Origin of the sequence: Paenibacillus sp. RC334 (assembly GCF_030034735.1) — a bacterium.
Classification (GTDB): domain Bacteria; phylum Bacillota; class Bacilli; order Paenibacillales; family Paenibacillaceae; genus Paenibacillus; species Paenibacillus terrae_A.
Genome location: NZ_CP125370.1, coordinates 1558062 through 1575712 on the forward strand (window position 1 = coordinate 1558062; position 17651 = coordinate 1575712).

17 protein-coding genes are annotated in these 17651 nt (G+C 46.6%); 16 read left to right on the plus strand and 1 reads right to left on the minus strand.

Features of this window, described 5'->3' with window-relative positions:
• Positions 1 to 275 precede the first annotated feature (275 nt).
• From infC to QMK20_RS07400, 8 genes are all read left to right on the plus strand, one after another.
• Positions 276 to 773 carry a translation initiation factor IF-3 gene (gene infC, locus QMK20_RS07365; RefSeq protein ID WP_014280557.1) on the plus strand — a complete coding sequence of 166 codons (498 nt, stop codon included), beginning with the start codon at positions 276 to 278 and terminating at the stop codon, positions 771 to 773.
• 20 nt (positions 774 to 793) lie between these two features.
• A complete protein-coding gene (rpmI, locus tag QMK20_RS07370; RefSeq protein ID WP_013309379.1) occupies positions 794 to 994 on the plus strand; it encodes a 50S ribosomal protein L35 in 201 nt (66 codons plus the stop codon).
• Positions 995 to 1047: 53 nt separating this feature from the next.
• Positions 1048 to 1407 carry a 50S ribosomal protein L20 gene (gene rplT, locus QMK20_RS07375; RefSeq protein WP_007429517.1) on the plus strand — a complete coding sequence of 120 codons (360 nt, stop codon included), beginning with the start codon at positions 1048 to 1050 and terminating at the stop codon, positions 1405 to 1407.
• Between the two features lie 377 nt (positions 1408 to 1784).
• Complete coding sequence (locus QMK20_RS07380; RefSeq protein WP_283655214.1) at positions 1785 to 2822, plus strand: BMP family lipoprotein; 1038 nt, start codon at positions 1785 to 1787, stop codon at positions 2820 to 2822.
• A 141-nt stretch (positions 2823 to 2963) separates the two neighbouring features.
• Entirely contained in the window at positions 2964 to 4502 is a 1539-nt protein-coding gene (locus QMK20_RS07385; RefSeq protein ID WP_283655215.1) for an ABC transporter ATP-binding protein, read from the plus strand.
• Positions 4495 to 5574, plus strand: a complete 1080-nt coding sequence (locus QMK20_RS07390; RefSeq protein ID WP_283655216.1) for an ABC transporter permease — start codon at positions 4495 to 4497, stop codon at positions 5572 to 5574. Before QMK20_RS07385 ends, QMK20_RS07390 begins: the two co-directional genes overlap by 8 nt.
• Position 5575: 1 nt before the next feature.
• Positions 5576 to 6535: an ABC transporter permease gene (locus QMK20_RS07395; RefSeq protein ID WP_283655217.1), complete on the plus strand. Its 960-nt coding sequence runs from the start codon at positions 5576 to 5578 to the stop codon at positions 6533 to 6535.
• A gap of 267 nt (positions 6536 to 6802) precedes the next feature.
• Positions 6803 to 7150 carry a hypothetical protein gene (locus QMK20_RS07400; protein ID WP_283655218.1) on the plus strand — a complete coding sequence of 116 codons (348 nt, stop codon included), beginning with the start codon at positions 6803 to 6805 and terminating at the stop codon, positions 7148 to 7150.
• Positions 7151 to 7184: 34 nt separating this feature from the next.
• On the opposite strand, the gene QMK20_RS07405 is transcribed toward QMK20_RS07400, so the two are convergent.
• Positions 7185 to 7625, minus strand: coding sequence for a GNAT family N-acetyltransferase (locus QMK20_RS07405; RefSeq protein ID WP_044646666.1), 441 nt, complete (start codon positions 7623 to 7625; stop codon positions 7185 to 7187).
• Between the two features lie 614 nt (positions 7626 to 8239).
• Between QMK20_RS07405 and ilvB the strand changes: the two genes are divergently transcribed.
• The 8 genes from ilvB (at position 8240) to QMK20_RS07445 (ending at position 17571) form a co-directional block, all read left to right on the plus strand.
• Positions 8240 to 9985, plus strand: a complete 1746-nt coding sequence (ilvB, locus tag QMK20_RS07410; protein ID WP_283655219.1) for a biosynthetic-type acetolactate synthase large subunit — start codon at positions 8240 to 8242, stop codon at positions 9983 to 9985.
• Between the two features lies 1 nt (position 9986).
• On the plus strand, positions 9987 to 10472 hold the full coding sequence (ilvN, locus tag QMK20_RS07415; RefSeq protein ID WP_283655220.1) for an acetolactate synthase small subunit: 486 nt from the start codon (positions 9987 to 9989) through the stop codon (positions 10470 to 10472).
• A 163-nt stretch (positions 10473 to 10635) separates the two neighbouring features.
• On the plus strand, positions 10636 to 11628 hold the full coding sequence (gene ilvC / locus QMK20_RS07420; RefSeq protein WP_014280566.1) for a ketol-acid reductoisomerase: 993 nt from the start codon (positions 10636 to 10638) through the stop codon (positions 11626 to 11628).
• A gap of 124 nt (positions 11629 to 11752) precedes the next feature.
• On the plus strand, positions 11753 to 13294 hold the full coding sequence (locus QMK20_RS07425; protein WP_044646663.1) for a 2-isopropylmalate synthase: 1542 nt from the start codon (positions 11753 to 11755) through the stop codon (positions 13292 to 13294).
• 204 nt (positions 13295 to 13498) lie between these two features.
• Entirely contained in the window at positions 13499 to 14575 is a 1077-nt protein-coding gene (gene leuB, locus QMK20_RS07430) for a 3-isopropylmalate dehydrogenase (protein WP_283655221.1), read from the plus strand.
• Between the two features lie 328 nt (positions 14576 to 14903).
• Positions 14904 to 15443 carry a peroxiredoxin gene (locus QMK20_RS07435; protein ID WP_014280569.1) on the plus strand — a complete coding sequence of 180 codons (540 nt, stop codon included), beginning with the start codon at positions 14904 to 14906 and terminating at the stop codon, positions 15441 to 15443.
• Positions 15444 to 15708: 265 nt separating this feature from the next.
• Positions 15709 to 16125 (plus strand): hypothetical protein, encoded by a 417-nt coding sequence (locus tag QMK20_RS07440; RefSeq protein ID WP_007429530.1) that lies wholly within the window; start codon positions 15709 to 15711, stop codon positions 16123 to 16125.
• 342 nt (positions 16126 to 16467) lie between these two features.
• A complete protein-coding gene (locus QMK20_RS07445) occupies positions 16468 to 17571 on the plus strand; it encodes an ATP-binding protein (protein ID WP_283655222.1) in 1104 nt (367 codons plus the stop codon).
• Positions 17572 to 17651: the final 80 nt, after the last annotated feature.

Consider the following 17651-nt stretch of genomic DNA (forward strand, 5'->3'; position numbering starts at 1 on the left):
CTGTTTTGAATAAATGTGTTGACACTCTGGTGAGTTGCGTGATAAGATGTTCAAGCATGTTAATTGAAAAGTATGGATTATAAGTAGAAGGTCCGACTTCTCACCTGTCCGGTATTGCCGGCTGGTCTTGATCCAATGATTTGTGAATTGAACTTTCATGATGAATTGAGTATCAGACAGGGATGTCGGCTGCATAGTCGTCATCCCTTTTTTGTGTTTTAACACAATACAACAATAACAGGTTCTGGAGGTGGAGGGTTATTAGTAAGGAACATATGATCAATGATGAGATTCGGGTGAGAGAAGTACGTCTGGTTGGTGCTAACGGGGAACAAATCGGGATTACACCGACTCGTGAAGCTCTGCAAATGGCGATTGACGCAAACTTGGATCTCGTGAACGTGGCGCCTCAAGCGAAGCCGCCCGTGTGTCGGATTATGGATTACGGAAAATTCCGCTATGAGCAACAGAAGAAAGAAAAGGAAGCCCGTAAAAACCAGAAGATCGTTGACATCAAAGAGGTATGGTTCCGTTCCAACATCGAGGAGCATGACTACCAGACCAAGTTTCGCAATGTGGTTAAGTTCCTGAATGAAGGGGACAAGGTGAAATGCTCCGTTCGTTTCCGTGGTCGGGAAATTACCCATGCTAATGTGGGTCAAAAAATTCTCGAGCGTGTGAAAGTGGAAGTTGCTGATCTTTGTACCGTGGAGCGCCAACCCAAGCTCGAAGGACGCAGCATGATTATGATATTGGCTCCAAAGAGTCAATGACAAATTAAGGAGGAAGTTCAATGCCCAAAATGAAAACACATAGCAGCCTTAAAGGCCGCTTCAAGATTACTGGTACTGGTAAAGTAATGCGTTACAAAGCTTACAAAAACCACTTGCTTTCCCACAAATCCAAACGTGCAAAACGCGTACTGGGTACTAACCCTGAGATGGCACCTGGGGACGTTAAGCGTCTGAAACAAGGTCTTGCTAACCTGAAATAGCACACAGCACGGCAATGAATTAAGCATAAACATTATTTGGGAGGTCTTTTGATATGGCAAGAGTAAAGGGCGGATTCGTCGTTCGTCGTCGTCATAAAAAAGTATTGAAGCTTGCTAAAGGTTATTTTGGTTCCAAACACCGCATTTTTAAAACAGCTAACGAGCAGGTAATGAAATCGCTTGTTTACGCATACCGTGACCGTCGTCAGACGAAACGTAACTTCCGCAGACTGTGGATCGTGCGTATCAATGCAGCAGCTCGTTTGAACGGTTTGTCTTACAGCAAACTGATGCACGGCCTGAAATTGGCTGGTGTGGACATTAACCGCAAAATCTTGGCTGATCTTGCAGTCAACGATATCAATGCGTTCAACTCTTTGGCAACTGTTGCTAAAGGCAAAATCAACGCTTAATTATTGAAATGAAGGCGTTGAAACCGCGAAAGTGGTTGAAAAGGTATCCCGAGCAGTATGCTGTGTAGGGATGCCTTTTTTTGTACATACTTAACGAAATGAAAAAAGTCCAAATTATTCAAAATACGAATAAACATGACGTGTGATGACAGAATGTATGGATTTTACAATAGGTGTAGCGCTTACATTAATCAATTTTCAAAAAAAATTGACCCAAGGTTATTAATCATCTAGATTTTAGTCGATCATAATTGTATAATCTCTAAAGTAAGTCTTCTGTACGATCTGTCTCGACAGTAAATGGAATGTATGACGTGTCCATTTTCAGAGAAAAGAGACAGTCCAGGGATCTAACACTAAGGGGGAACAGTATCAGCATGAAGAAAATGTTCAGTATGTCTTTGGTTATGCTGCTAGCGATCTCAGTCATTCTCGCAGGCTGCGGTAACAAAAATCAAGGGGCGTCCAACGCAAGTGGCGGAGACGCAGGTGGTTCTGCCAAAACATCGAATGTCCAAATCGGCATGGTTACAGATGTAGGTGGAGTAAATGACAAATCGTTTAACCAATCTGCATGGGAAGCATTGCAAGCCATTGAAAAAGAAACAGGCGCCAAGGCTAAATACTTGCAAAGTAAATCGGATCAAGATTATATTCCTAACCTGAACCAATTTGTTAAGGGCGGTTTTAACCTGACTTGGGGTATTGGTTTTAATCTGGCGAATGCGATTGGACAAGTAGCGAAAGACAATCCTGACAAAAATCTGGCGATCATCGACAGTGTCGTAGATGCGCCTAATGTAAAATCGGTTGTTTTTGCTGAAAATGAAGGTTCCTTCCTGGTGGGGGTTGTAGCTGGTAAACTCACCAAAACAAACAAAATCGGTTTTGTGGGTGGACAAGATAGCCCGCTGATCAAACGTTTTGAAAAAGGCTTCGAAGCGGGTATTAAAGCAGTTAATCCAAATGCAAAATTGGAAGTAAACTACACAGGTGCGTTTGATAAGCCGGATCTGGGTAAAGCAGCGGCTGCAACGATCTACAACAGCGGTGCGGACATTATTTTCCACGCAGCTGGCGGATCAGGTACAGGCGTATTTAACGAAGCGCTCGCACGGAAGCAACAAGGTCAGCAAGTATGGGTTATCGGTGTAGATAAAGACCAATCGCTTGAGTTTGGTGATGACGTAACGTTGACTTCAATGGTCAAACGTGTGGATGAAGCCGTAAAACGCGTATCCCAGGAAGTTATCGACGGTAAATTTAAGGGTGGTATCGAAACGCTGGCTCTGAAAGATAACGGAATTGGCTTGGCGGATACATCCAGTAAAAACGTTCCTAAAGACGTGCTTGATCTCGTAGAACAATACAAGCAAAAAATTATTAAGGGCGAAATTACAGTTCCTTCGAAATAAGATTTGGCTTGCAAGATAAATAAAGGTGGCGACAAGGCTGGTTCACAAGACTAGCCTTGTTCTTACGTCTGGAGTTATACAGATCATAACGGTAAATCAGCTCATTGGAGCACATACTATAAAGTATATAAGGGTGATCTCATGGATGCAGCGACCCCCGTCGTTGAGTTAAAGCAAATTACAAAACGATTCCCCGGCATCGTTGCCAACGACTCCATCAGCATCAAGCTGCATAAGGGAGAAATTCATGCCCTTTTGGGTGAGAATGGTGCGGGTAAATCTACGCTTATGAATATTCTTTTCGGACTGTATCAGCCGGATGAAGGATCGATAGAAATCGGTGGAAAACCAGTACAGATTGATAGCCCAAATAAGGCGATTGATCTGGGTATTGGCATGGTGCATCAGCATTTTAAGCTCGTGCAGCCGTTTACTGTCACCGAAAATATTGTCCTGGGCTCGGAGCCACGCAAAGGTCTGAAAATCAATTATAAAAAGGCTGCCGCCGAAGTACAGCGGTTGTCTGAGCAGTACGGCCTTCAGGTGAATCCGAATGCCAAAATTGAAGATATATCCGTCGGCATGCAGCAGCGTGTGGAAATTATCAAAACGCTCTATCGTGGTGCAGATATCCTGATCTTTGACGAGCCGACAGCGGTACTGACTCCACAGGAAATCATTGAGTTGCTGGACATTATGAAGCGTCTGGTAGCTGAAGGCAAGTCCATTATTCTGATCACTCATAAACTTAAAGAAATCATGCAAATTGCAGATACAGTTACGATTATTCGTCGGGGTCAGGTCATTGATACGGTCAAGACATCGGAAACGACGCCGAATGACCTGGCGGAGAAAATGGTAGGCCGCCGTGTGACCTTTAAAGTGGACAAGCAGCCTGCGAAGCCGGGACAAACCGTTCTTGAAATGAGCAATGTGGTCTCTAAAAACAAGGATGGCATTAGCGTTCTGAATGAGCTGAACCTGCAAGTCAAGGCAGGTGAGATTTTGGGAATCGCTGGAGTGGATGGTAACGGACAGAGTGAGCTGATTGAAGCTTTGACCGGTTTACGCAAGGTCGATGGCGGACACATTCGATTGCTCGGACAAGAGATGACGAATCAGTCGCCACGTAAAATTTCAGAGGCAGGCGTTTCGCATATCCCGGAGGACCGGCATAAGCACGGGTTGGTACTCGATTTTTCCATGAGCGAAAACATGGTCCTGGAGTCCTACTATCAGGCTCCTTACAGTAAAAACGGCTTTCTGAACAAAGAGGCTATTGATAAGCAGGCGAAAAGTCTCATTGAGAAATTTGATGTGAGAACGCCGGATATTCATACCAAGGCGAGAGCATTATCTGGCGGTAATCAGCAAAAGGCAATCATTGCGCGTGAAATAGATAAAAATCCAGACCTTCTCATTGCGGCCCAACCTACACGGGGGCTGGATGTTGGAGCGATTGAATTTGTCCAGCAGCAACTGATTGCCCAGCGGGATCAAGGCAAAGCGGTATTGCTCATTTCTTTTGAACTGGACGAAATTATGAATGTTTCCGACCGAATTGCTGTCATCTATGAGGGCAAGATTGTTGGGGAAGTGCTGCCGGAAGAAACGAATGATCAGGAATTGGGACTGATGATGGCCGGAAGTGCAGTGAAGAAAGGAGTAGAGAATGGCTAACCTATTGAAAATATTTACGAAAGACTCCTTTGTTCTGGCGCTGGTCTCTATTATTTTGGGTCTTCTTCTGGGTGCTGTCGTAATGCTGATTGGCGGCTATGATCCCATTGTGGCGTATTCTGCACTATTTAGCCGTGTGTACGGAGACTCATACAATTTTGGTGAGGCAATCCGTGAGATGACCCCACTGATTTTGACGGGGTTGGCATTTGCTTTTGCTGCCCGTGCCGGATTGTTTAACATCGGCGGCGAAGGTCAATTTCTGGTGGGTATGACGGCTGCTTCGATTGTGGGCATCAAGCTGCATGGACTGCCTGCTATTATTCATGCACCGCTGGCAATCATTGCTGGGGCGGTATTCGGGGGTCTATGGGCTGCAATTGCTGGCTATTTGAAGGCCAAGCGTGGCGTTAATGAGGTTATCACCTGTATTATGATGAACTGGATTGGTCTGTATTTGGCTAACCTGGTGATTAACCAGTTCGCACTCATGGAGGGTGAAAATCGTTCCGTGGATATTCTGCCTTCCGCTTCGATTTCGATTGAATGGCTGTCACAGATGATGGGAAATGCCCGGGTTCATTGGGGGACCGTCATTGCTGTGCTGGCGGCGGTGTTTTTCTATATTTTCATGTGGAAAACCAAGCAGGGCTATGAGCTGCGTGCTGTCGGATTTAATCAGGACGCATCCCGCTATGCAGGTATGAATGTGAATCGCAACATCGTAAAGGCGATGTTCATTAGTGGTGTTTTTGCCGGATTGGCGGGTGCCTTTGAAGTGCTGGGGGTATTCCATTATCAATCTGTCATGGCAGGATCGCCGGGGACCGGCTTTGACGGTATCGCCGTGGCGCTCATCGGGATGAATAATCCGTTCGGTGTGCTGCTTGGCTCTGTTTTGTTCGGAACGCTAACGTATGGTTCTGCGGGGATGAGCTTTAGCGCGGATGTACCGCCCGAAATTATTCGGGTTGTCATCGGCTCGATTATTTTCTTTATTGCAGCCCAGGGAATTGTACGTTGGGTTGTGAAGCCGCTCTACTCCAAGCGGAAGAAAGAGAAGGTGTTGTAAAATGAGTTGGTTAACACTTGGTGAATTAATCCATACAACGCTCGTTTTTGCGACGGCGATTATATTTGCCTCTCTCGGCGGAGTTTTTTCGGAAAAATCCGGTGTAACGAACCTCGGGCTGGAAGGTCTTATGGTGTTCGGGGCGTTTGCGGCGGGTGTAGGCGGATTTTATGCGGAACAAGCAGGGCTGGGGGGAACCTCTGCGGCTTGGGTAGGTGTGCTGTCGGCGGCGGTATTCGGCATTCTGGTTTCGCTGATTCATGCTGTAGCCTCGATTACGTTTAAAGCCGATCAGGTCATTAGCGGGATTGTTATTAACTTTTTGGCGGCAGGCAGTACACTATACATGGTTAAGCTTTTATTTGAGGGTGATGGGGATACTGGGCGAATTCAGGGGTTTAGCGAAATATCCATTCCCTATCTAGTAGATATTCCGATTTTGGGAAAAGCCTTTTTCCAAGCCTATCCAACGACCTATTTGGCCATATTATTAGTCATTATTGGATATTTTACATTGTATAAAACGCCGTTCGGCTTGCGTTTGCGTTCTGTCGGAGAGCATCCGGGCGCTGCGGATACCGTTGGTATCAAGGTAAATCGACTGCGTTATATCGGGGTCATGATCAGCGGTGCGTTGGCTGGTATTGGCGGAGCTACGATCACCTTGACGACGACAAATATGTTTTCGCATAATACGGTATCCGGTCAAGGATATATTGCCATTGCCGCTATGATTTTCGGAAAATGGAATCCGCTCGGCGCTTTTGGCGCAGCTGTGTTTTTTGGCTTTTCTCAGGCCATTCGCAACTATGTGCAGTTATTCGCATGGTCGCAAAGTATTCCCCAGGAAATTATTTTTATGCTGCCGTATCTCCTAACGATTATTGTTCTGGTAGCGGCTGTAGGGCGCTCGCGTGCTCCTGCTGCTTTGGGTCAGCTCTATGATCCAAGCAAGCGCTAATTTTACATGGGCAGCTAAAAGCTGTTTGTCTTGAAATCTGAAAATTGCATTTGTTCGCAAATCCGGTATCTGCATTCGCAGGTACCGGATTTTTTTAGGTTGTGCAGGCATTTAAACATACGCTTCTGGCATGGATGGAATAGACTGTGCTATGCAGATTGGACGAACGCTCGGCCCCTGTCAGCTCCAGTCTGTTTTTGTGGTGGCGGTGAGCTATCAAGGAGCCGTTCAATCTGTCCATCCGTTGAGAAAGAAGGAGGAAATACGATGAAACAGGCAGTGACCAGAAAGCAGGTGGAGAAGCTTGTCGGCAAAGTCATTCTGGCTACTCGCAAGGATGGTTCCCAGGTCAGCGGCAAGCTGATTCGCATTTCGGGTAACCGACTGATTCTTCAACCCAATCGTAAGAAAAAGGTAAAGACGAAGGCGATTATTCCCTTGGTGCTGTTCGACTTGCTTGCCATCGGCACGGCTCCTTATGTTGGTGGATATGGTGGCGGTTATGGCGGTTACGGAGCAGGTTATGGGGGACCGGGATACGGTGGCCCTCAGTACGGCCCATATACAGATGGGGGATACCCCGGAGGTTATCCGTTTTACCCCAATTTATTCTAGGATAATGGAATGATGAGCTGTAGGAGGTACTTTTTCACAATGCCTTTTCAAGTTCATGGCATCGGCTCAGGGAGACGTATCGTAGCATTTGGTACTGGTTGCGCAGATAAAAGCGGATTCCACGGATATTGTCTTCGTCTACCATGACTTTTGCCCGCTTGCAGCGTCGTAGTCGCCCATATTGCTCGGCATGCTCCAGCAGTTTTATTCCGTAGCGCTGGCCTTGATGAGACGAAGAGATTGCGATCAAATCAATATACAGCAGCTCTCCATGCAGCATGACATGAATGAAGCCGACAGGCTGTGCATTATCCGGCCTGCAAGCGACAAAAGTGATGCCCCGGTTTAAGCGCCGGGGTAATTCTTTACGAATTTGATCCATTTCTTGTGCGCTTAAATGCGATAGGGGAACAAGCTCTTGCTCGATCAGTCGAAGGATCATGCGGTCATCCTGAGCGCTGCGTTTGCGGATCATAAGCGGGCCTCCTTTTCCACCCTTTTAGCAAGGCAAGACGCAGCTTTGGAGGTGCGCACAGTCTCGCCGTGTGGTCTTTTTTATAATATGCGGATACCTCATGGAAGCGTGCGATTCAGAGGTACCCCGGAGAAAAAACATAAATTTTTATGAAATCTGGGTATTGACTATCCCAGATGGGGGACATATAATGTGTCTAAACATTTGAAAGAATGACATGAACTCAACGGCGATGAAAAGGACGAAGTGATTAGGGCTCTTTTGTTCAGAGAGTGAGGCATTAGCTGCAAGCTTCACCAAAATCCCTTTTTAACGAGCTCACCTTGGAGCTGTTTTCCTGAAAAGTATTTGGGCCCGATGATATTTAGCGGTGCGCTGAATCACCTATTAGGGAAAATCGTATGGTCTACGTTACAGACGCCAGATATGGAGATCCTTTGTGATTTCTGTACCTGCCAAGGTTCGGTATTGCGAAATATCGGGCAAACACGGGTGGTACCACGGAAGCTACAGCCTTTCGTCCCTCAGTAACAGCAAGTCTGTTCTAGGGATGGAAGGTTTTTTTGTTTTTACAAATGTCAGATGTATGTAAATTTTGTGAAGGAGGATGACCAATGAGTGCACAAATTCCTGAAGTTCGGTCAACCGATGAATTACGTGAAAAGTGGATGAAACCTGAAGTGATTACAGGTTCGGAAATTTTGCTCCGTAGCCTGTTGCTGGAGGGAGTAGATTGTGTCTTCGGATACCCTGGTGGTGCAGTGCTTTACATTTATGATGCCATGTACGGCTTTGAGGATTTCAAGCATGTCCTCACCCGTCACGAGCAGGGAGCTATTCATGCGGCAGATGGTTACGCACGTGCCAGCGGTAAAGTCGGCGTCTGTATCGCGACTTCCGGACCTGGAGCAACCAACCTGGTAACCGGCATTGCGACGGCTTTTATGGATTCGGTGCCGTTAGTGGTCATCACGGGTAACGTTGTATCTTCCTTGATCGGCACGGACGCTTTCCAGGAAGCCGATATCACGGGAATCACGATGCCGATTACGAAGCACAGCTATCTGGTAAGAGATGTAGAGGATCTGCCGCGAATCATTCATGAGGCGTTCCATATTGCCAACACGGGTCGCAAGGGTCCGGTACTAATTGATATTCCGAAGGATATATCGGCAGCCCAAACGCTGTTTGTTCCGCAAACGGGACCTGTGACCATGCGAGGTTATAACCCGAAGGTATTACCAAACAAAATTCAGCTAGACAAGCTGACTCAGGCTATTGCTGAAGCGGAACGCCCATTTATTCTGGCAGGTGGCGGGGTTGTATACTCCGGCGGACATGAGGCACTTTACGAGTTTGTTCGCAAAACGGAAATTCCGATTACGACAACATTGCTGGGATTGGGCGGTTTCCCAAGCGGTCATGAACTGTGGACGGGAATGCCGGGGATGCACGGAACGTACACCTCCAATCTGGCGATTCAACAGTCGGATTTGCTAATCTGTATTGGTGCCCGCTTTGATGACCGGGTGACAGGCAAGCTGGACGGCTTTGCTCCTCACGCCAAAATCGTCCATATTGATATCGATCCTGCTGAAATCGGTAAAAACGTACCGACAGACATTCCGATTGTAGGCGATGTGAAAGCGGTACTGGAATTGCTGAATCAGGATGTGAAACGCGCGAATCGAGCGGATGCATGGAGAGCGCAAATTCAACAATGGAAAAATGAGAAGCCTTATTCTTATAAGGATTCGGATACAGTGCTTAAGCCGCAATGGGTTGTCGAGCTGCTGGATGAAACGACCAAAGGCGGCGCAATCGTAACGACGGATGTGGGTCAGCATCAAATGTGGGCGGCGCAGTATTATAAATTCAATCAGCCGCGCTCATGGGTAACATCCGGTGGGCTGGGCACGATGGGATTTGGTTTCCCTTCCGCGATCGGCGCTCAGATGGCGAATCCCGACAGACTGGTTATCTCAATTAACGGAGACGGCGGCATGCAGATGTGTTCGCAGGAGCTGGCCATTTGTGCAATCAATAACATCCCGGTCAAAATCGTAATTATCAACAATCAGGTGCTGGGGATGGTTCGACAATGGCAGGAATTGATCTATGACAATCGCTATAGCCATATTGATCTGGCCGGAAGCCCGGATTTTGTGAAACTGGCTGAGGCATACGGCGTAAAAGGACTGCGTGCTACGAATAAGGAAGAGGCACGTCGGGCTTGGCAGGAGGCGCTTGATACACCCGGACCGGTCGTTGTCGAGTTTGTGGTCAACAAGGAAGAGAATGTATATCCGATGGTGACGCAAGGTTCGACGATTGATCAAATGCTGATGGGGGACGAGTAAAATGACGATTAAAAATACCATTGCTGTACTGGTAAATGATCATCCCGGCGTTTTGCAGCGTGTGTCCGGCCTGTTCGGTCGCCGTGGTTTTAACATTGAGAGCATTACCGTGGGTCAATCGGAGGAAGCTGGATTATCCCGTATGGTCATTGTGACCATAGGAGATGAGAACAATCTGGAGCAGATTGAAAAGCAGCTTTACAAGCTGGTTGATGTAATCAAGGTTATTGATCTTAGCTCCAAGCCAATGGTTGCGCGGGAATTGGCGATGATTAAGGTGAAAGCAGAACCACCTCAGCGGCCAGAAATTATGGGTGTCGTGGAAACGTTCAGAGCAGCAGTAGTTGATGTTGGAACGACGAGCTTGATTGTTCAGGTCATTGGCGATACCGAAAAAATTGATGCTATGATCGAGTTGTTGAAGCCCTACGGTATTCGTGAGCTGACCCGAACCGGGGTTACGGCCATGATACGTGGCAATGCTTAATACGGAGCTTTAACGAATTACCGCTTATAGCGCATTACATCAATAAAGAACCGCCCGCATAAGAGCGGGGGCTCGAAGAGATTTTCAAATTTTGGTAACGAGGCAGAGTCTCTTGGAGTACCCGCTCATTATGAAGGGTCCAATTAAAAGGAGGAAATTAACCATGGCAGTTACAACGTACTACGAAAAAGATGCAGAGCTCAGCGTATTGAAAGGAAAAACAGTTGCCGTTATCGGTTACGGTAGCCAAGGACATGCTCAAGCACAAAACTTGCGTGATAGTGGTCTGAATGTTGTTATCGGTTTGCGTGAAGGCAAATCGGCAGATGTTGCAAGAAACGACGGTTTTGAAGTTCTGAACGTGGCTGATGCAACAAGCCGTGCAGATGTGGTCCAAATTTTGTTGCCGGATGAAACACAAGCTTCTGTGTACAAAAATGAAATTGAACCTAACCTGAAAAAAGGCGCAGCTCTTTTATTCTCCCATGGTTTCAACGTTCATTTCGGACAAATTGTTGCTCCTAAAGATAGCGATGTACTGCTGGTTGCTCCAAAATCCCCAGGTCATATGGTACGTCGTACCTATGTAGAAGGTTTTGGCGTACCGGGTCTGATCGCAATCGAGCAGGATGCAACGGGTCAAGCGAAAGAAATCGGTCTTGCATATGCCAAAGGTATTGGCTGTACACGTGCAGGCGTGATCGAAACCTCCTTCCGTGAAGAAACGGAAACGGATCTGTTCGGTGAGCAAGCGGTATTGTGTGGCGGCGTGAGCGCACTCGTAAAAGCGGGCTTTGAAACGCTGACTGAAGCAGGATATGCTCCTGAGATGGCTTACTTCGAATGCTTGCATGAGCTTAAGCTGATCGTTGACCTGATGTATGAAGGCGGATTGGCAACAATGCGGGATTCTATCAGTAACACAGCGGAATATGGCGACTATGTAACTGGACCACGTATCGTAACAGAAGATACGAAGAAAGCAATGAAAGACGTATTGACAGACATTCAACAAGGTAAATTTGCTCGTGACTTTATCCTTGAAAATCAATCCGGACGTGCATTCCTGACGGCTACTCGCCGTAATGAAGCTAACCATCCGATTGAAGTGGTGGGCGGACAATTGCGCGAAATGATGCACTGGATCAAAAAATAAGATCTTTTTGTACAACGAGTTCGACAATATGATTCATTCATAATGTAATCTTACAATGCGGCCCTGCTTATTGCGTGAGCCGCATTGTAATTTAATGCTTCTATCCTGAGGGAGGTGTGTTAGGTTGCGCAAAATATATATATTTGACACAACGTTGAGAGACGGAGAACAGTCACCTGGTGTGAACTTGAATACCCGTGAGAAAGTAGAGATCGCCTACCAGTTGGAGAAACTGGGAATTGACCGTATGGAAGCTGGCTTTCCGGCTGCTTCTCCGGGTGACCTGGCTGCTGTCAATGCAGTCGCCAAGGCTGTCAAAAATTCAACGGTTATTGGTCTTTCACGTGCCAGGGAACAAGATATTGATGCGGTCCGCGAGGCACTTAAGGGAGCTCAGGACCCATGTATCCATATCTTTTTGGCAACCTCTCCGATTCACCGTCAGCATAAGCTGCGGATGGAGAAGGCACAGGTATTGGAAACCGCTCGTTCAGCCATTCGTTACGGGTTAAAATATTTGCCAAAGGTAGAGTTTTCTCTGGAGGATGCAGGTCGTACAGAGCTTGATTTTGTGGTGGAAATGGTCACCATGGCTGTACAGGAAGGCGCGTCTGTCGTCAATATTCCGGATACCGTGGGTTACTTGACACCTTATGAATACGGCAACATTTTCAAGCATATTAAGGAAAATGTGGTTGATGTGGAAAAGGTTCAACTGAGCGCACATTGCCACAACGACCTGGGAATGGCTACGGCCAATACACTGGCTGCGATCCTGAACGGGGCGGATCAGATTGAGGGCACCATTAACGGTATCGGTGAACGCGCCGGAAATACCGCTATTGAGGAAATTGCAATGGCGCTGGAGACGAGACAGGAATTTTTCCAGGCCAAAACGTCTCTGCAACTGTCCGAGATCGCACGTACGAGCCGGTTGGTCAGCCGCCTGACGGGCATGGTTGTGCCGGGCAACAAGGCGATTGTTGGAGCGAATGCTTTTGCACATGAATCGGGTATTCACCAGGATGGCATGTTGAAGGAAAAAACGACCTACGAAATCATGACGCCGGAAAGTATTGGTTTGAAGGAGAGCAAGCTGGTACTGGGCAAGCATTCCGGTCGCCATGCTTTCCGCGAACGTTTGATCGAGCTGGGCTACGAATTGAGCGAAGAGGAGCTGAACCGCTCTTTCGGACAGTTCAAGGATTTGGCTGATAGGAAGAAAGAAGTATCGGATGATGATATCCTGGCGCTACTGGAAGAAAAACTGGCCGATTCACCGGAAGTCTTCAAGCTGGAAACGATTTTCGTAACCTATGGCAACGAGGCTACACCTTCCGCCAAGGTACGTTTGGTTACCGACGAGGGTCAGGTTATTGAGACGGAAGCTGAAGGGAACGGCTCGGTCGATGCGATTTACAATGCGATTGACCAAGCCAGCAGCGAGGTAGTCGTTCTTTCGGATTACTCGATCAAGTCTGTTACCCAAGGTAAGGATGCTCTGGGTGAAGTGCATGTCGTGTTGACCCAAAACGATCTGTCTGTACAGGGACGTGGGGTAAGCACTGACATTCTGGAAGCAAGTGCCCGCGCTTATGTGGATGCATTGAATGGCTTGATCGACAAGCGTAAAAACTACAGCAATCGTGTAGATTACAAGTCCTAATGGTTGCGAATCAAGCAATTTGGAGTTTACAGGATCGGGTATTTCCGGTCCTGTTTTGTTTTGTCTTACTACAGCTTTTCAGCTTATAGGCTAATCCTATTAAATTGATAGATTCTATATCTTGGTCAAAGCCCTGTCATGTATGTTACAAAGAAGGTATGAATAATACGCCCGTAAGGCTGTAAAACAAGAGGAGTGTACGTGATGGCAGACGTGAAAAAGATTGCGGTAATAGCTGGGGACGGAATTGGACCGGAAGTGGTCGCTGAGGCAGAGAAAATTTTGAAGCGTACGGAGGAAGTGTTTGGCCATTCATTTGAAACGGAGCATGCACTGTTCGGTGGAATTGCCATTGATGAGAAGGGTACACCATTGCCGCAAGAAACGCTGGCTGTCTGCCAATCTGCAGATGCCGTACTGTTGGGAGCCGTAGGTGGTCCCAAGTGGGATAACAATCCGAAGGAGCTTCGCCCTGAAACAGGATTGCTGGGTATACGCAAAGAGCTGGGACTGTTCTCGAATCTTCGTCCGGCTGTCGTCTTCGACTGTCTCAAGGACGCATCGACACTGAAACCTGAAGTGCTGGAAGGAACGGATCTGATCGTTGTGCGCGAGCTGACGGGCGGCATCTACTTCGGTGAGAAGTTCAGACGTGAAAGCCCGCAGGGTGAGGAAGCTGTCGATACATGTGCATATAATGTAATGGAAGTGGAGCGCATTGTTCGCCAATCTTTCGAGATTGCACAAAAGCGTCGCAAAAAGCTCGCATCGGTGGACAAGGCCAACGTGCTGGAAACTTCCCGTTTGTGGCGTGAAGTGGTTAACCGGGTCGCAGTAGACTATCCGGATGTTGAGCTCGAGCATGTGCTGGTTGATAACTGCGCAATGCAATTGCTGCGTCGGCCGTCCAGCTTTGACGTCATCGTGACGGAAAATATGTTCGGCGATATCCTTAGTGACGAAGCGGCTATGCTGACCGGGTCCATCGGTATGCTGTCCTCCGCTTCTCTCGGGGAAGGCAGCTTCGGTCTGTACGAGCCGGTCCACGGCTCGGCACCGGACATTGCGGGTCAAGGACTGGCCAACCCGATTGCAACCATCCTGTCCGTTGCTTTAATGTTCCGTATGACCTTCGGATATGAGAAAGCTGCTGATGCCATTGAGAAGGCGGTAGCTGAGGTACTGGATGCCGGACATCGCACAGCCGATATCGCGGTGGATAAATCCAAGGCCATCTCGACAACTCGAATGGGCGATCTGATCGCAGCGGCTATTCGATAAAAGCTTAGAGGCTTCCTTAAAACAAGGTAGCTGATTATACAGCAAGTGCATGATGATACAGCAGCTCCTGAGCCATCAGGGGCTGCTGTTATATCCGGAAGTGTACAACCTGGTGAATGTGTATAAATTGTGAATTTTCAAAACCTAGTTTAAAATAATTCTAAAAAAGTAATGGTTACAATATTGACTTTGATTTCTGCGAATGATAACATTTATCAAGTAGGTTGTTTTAATACAATACAGATGATTGAGGAAAACACATTTGATGTTTTTCTTACATGAGGAGTTTTCAAAATCCTTACATATTTTAAAAGGAGGATTTCATATTATGGCAGAAAGATTGGTAGGAAGACCCGCACCTGATTTTGCATTGGAAACAGTGACTGGGGACGGTCAAGAATTTGGTTCGGTGAAGCTTTCCGATTACCGTGGCAAATGGCTCGTGTTCTTCTTCTATCCACTGGATTTCACTTTTGTGTGCCCAACAGAAATCACAGCATTGAGCGATGCTGCTGACCAATTTAAAGAGCTGGATACTGAAATTCTGGGTATCAGTGTAGACTCCGTACACAGCCACAAAGCATGGATCAACACAGCAAAAGAAAACAATGGATTGGGCAAACTGAACTTCCCGTTGGCTTCTGATATCACGAAAAAAACAGCAAGCGATTATGGCGTTCTGATCGAAGAAGAAGGAGTTGCATTGCGCGGTTTGTTCATCATTGATCCTGAAGGCGAATTGAAATATCAAGTGGTTAACCACAACGACGTAGGTCGTAGTGTCGAAGAAACATTGCGTGTACTGCAAGCTTTGCAATCTGGCGGCTTGTGCGCAATGAACTGGAAACCAGGCGACAAGAACCTGTAATACAAACTTCAGAAGAAGTTGAGCATTAAACTTGCAAGCCCCCAACAAGCGGTTTTTTACCGACATTGGGGGCTTGCTTGCCTATGTTATGCAGGAAAAGATTTTATAATTATGTGTGTTTGAAGTGAACAGTATAGGGTGAAATAAGAAATAATTGTGGAAATGTTACTGTGTTTTGGAGGAATTTCGACTGGTGAAAGCGAATAAGGTAACATAGAGGATAAACAAGGCGGAACAGGTTTTGTTCAGAGGAGGCTGAGCCCGGATGAGTTATTGCTGTGGAGCAAGCATGGTAGGAACCAAGGGAACGCTGAAGCATTACCGCACCCAAGTTCATAATGTTCCTTTGCTGTTTTGCCCAGTATGTCGTCGCATTGAGGTCCATTATAAAGTCGAGAATGAGTATGAAATTTTGGCGGAGTATGCACATGGAGACGGGGCAAGCGAGATTGATTTTCAGGACTACGTCATGGAAGATGATGATACGATATTTGAGAATTGTGTGAATCGAGAGAGTGAAGATGCGTTTGAAATTGTGAAGCGTCAAATTGACATGTCTCTGGATTTATTGATGGTAGCAAAACAGATGAACGATGAAAAATGGCAGGGAGAGCTCAAGAGAAGACTGGCTGTTATGAGCCAGAGACGCTCTCGGCTTCAGCATAATAAGAGCGGCAGTTGACATCCTACACACCAAAGAAGCTCTCACACCTAGAGAGCTTCTTTGGTGTGTAGGATGCTTATTCCTAACTTATTATTTCGTTTTTGGTAATGTTGCGCAGATATTATGACGAAAGAAAACAGGATAAAAATGTGAATTCGACACTTTTTCCGATTGACTGGAATCCTAAGTCTTGTCTATCATAAAATTAGACTCTCAATTGGAAAGAGATGACCAGGATTTTCTGAATCTGTTTTCTAACCGTTGAAGGGTAGTCGATAGATGATGTCTTTCTCTTCTTCAAAAAATGTTAAGCGTCCGATACGGCCAGTTTATCATTCCGAAACAAGGGGGAAGCCTGGCATGATCAGTGAATTCCAAGAAGCCTTGCTTGATACCGTGGGAGCTTGTCCTTCCACTCAGATCGCCAATAACAAGTATGAAAATGTTCTGGAGAACCTGGATAGTGGTATCATGCTGTTTGACAGTGACGGTGTACTGACCTTTATTAACGTGCAAATGGCCAAACTGCTGGAACTGCCGCGTAGTTCGCTGGCAGGCCGCAACTTGATGCAAATTTTGCATCATCCCGAGTTAAGCCGATTTAAGAAGAAGAAAATTATGCGGATATACAAAGAGACCATCTTTCATAGAAAGCGCTATCATGAGCTAATTGATGAATATAGTCGGCATTGGTTGATTACGGTGACCTACGGGGATCAGATGGATGGCGATTTTTTGTTCAGTGTCAAGGATGTGTCGGATTATAAGCAAATTGAGCAGACGGCGTATCAAAATGACAAGCTCGCGATGTTAGGCCGCATTTCCGCCTCGATTGCTCATGAAATCCGTAACCCGCTTACCGCTATTCGGGGCTTTATTCAATTACTGCGGCCGCATCTGGTGGAGCTGGGAAGAGATGAGTATGCTCGTATAATATTGACAGAGATAGATCGTGCGAACGACATTATTTATGAGTTTCTGAATTCGTCCAAGCCTTCAGCTCCGCAAAAAACAGCCGTACCTGTGATGGGTCTGCTGAAAGAGGTTGTGATGCTGACCGAAAGCGAGGCGCTGATGAAGGGTTGTCAAATTGCACTGGATGAAAATAGTACGATCATGAAGGTTTCGATTGATGTAAAGCAGATTAAGCAGGTCATTCTCAATATGATCAAAAATGCAATGGATGCCATCGAAGGTATCAGAGAGGACCGTAAGGGATGCATTGATATCCATACAGTGCTGGAAGGCTCGTATGTCCATATTTGCATTGAAGATAACGGTTTGGGAATGGATCACAATACATTATCACGTTTATTTGATCCATTTTTTACAACGAAAGAAAGTGGTACCGGCTTGGGACTGGCAGTGAGCTATCGGATCATCAAAAATCACGGGGGCTTTATTCATGTAGACAGTACACATGGAAAGGGGACACAGTTTAAAATCACGCTTCCTGTAGTTTAGTGTTCTGGGACTTTCACAAAGGGATGTAGTAGGTACTGATTCTTTTGTGTTGTACAGAACTGGGGCATAGGTATCACTCA

Bases quoted from the DNA above. Each gene is read 5' to 3' on its own strand.
- infC (WP_014280557.1), top strand. From the start codon at position 276: ATGATCAATGATGAGATTCGGGTGAGAGAAGTACGTCTGGTTGGTGCT.
- rpmI (WP_013309379.1), top strand. From the start codon at position 794: ATGCCCAAAATGAAAACACATAGCAGCCTTAAAGGCCGCTTCAAGATT.
- rplT (WP_007429517.1), top strand. From the start codon at position 1,048: ATGGCAAGAGTAAAGGGCGGATTCGTCGTTCGTCGTCGTCATAAAAAA.
- QMK20_RS07380 (WP_283655214.1), top strand. From the start codon at position 1,785: ATGAAGAAAATGTTCAGTATGTCTTTGGTTATGCTGCTAGCGATCTCA.
- QMK20_RS07385 (WP_283655215.1), top strand. From the start codon at position 2,964: ATGGATGCAGCGACCCCCGTCGTTGAGTTAAAGCAAATTACAAAACGA.
- QMK20_RS07390 (WP_283655216.1), top strand. From the start codon at position 4,495: ATGGCTAACCTATTGAAAATATTTACGAAAGACTCCTTTGTTCTGGCG.
- QMK20_RS07395 (WP_283655217.1), top strand. From the start codon at position 5,576: ATGAGTTGGTTAACACTTGGTGAATTAATCCATACAACGCTCGTTTTT.
- QMK20_RS07400 (WP_283655218.1), top strand. From the start codon at position 6,803: ATGAAACAGGCAGTGACCAGAAAGCAGGTGGAGAAGCTTGTCGGCAAA.
- QMK20_RS07405 (WP_044646666.1), bottom strand. From the start codon at position 7,625: ATGATCCGCAAACGCAGCGCTCAGGATGACCGCATGATCCTTCGACTG.
- ilvB (WP_283655219.1), top strand. From the start codon at position 8,240: ATGAGTGCACAAATTCCTGAAGTTCGGTCAACCGATGAATTACGTGAA.
- ilvN (WP_283655220.1), top strand. From the start codon at position 9,987: ATGACGATTAAAAATACCATTGCTGTACTGGTAAATGATCATCCCGGC.
- ilvC (WP_014280566.1), top strand. From the start codon at position 10,636: ATGGCAGTTACAACGTACTACGAAAAAGATGCAGAGCTCAGCGTATTG.
- leuB (WP_283655221.1), top strand. From the start codon at position 13,499: ATGGCAGACGTGAAAAAGATTGCGGTAATAGCTGGGGACGGAATTGGA.
- QMK20_RS07435 (WP_014280569.1), top strand. From the start codon at position 14,904: ATGGCAGAAAGATTGGTAGGAAGACCCGCACCTGATTTTGCATTGGAA.
- QMK20_RS07440 (WP_007429530.1), top strand. From the start codon at position 15,709: ATGAGTTATTGCTGTGGAGCAAGCATGGTAGGAACCAAGGGAACGCTG.
- QMK20_RS07445 (WP_283655222.1), top strand. From the start codon at position 16,468: ATGATCAGTGAATTCCAAGAAGCCTTGCTTGATACCGTGGGAGCTTGT.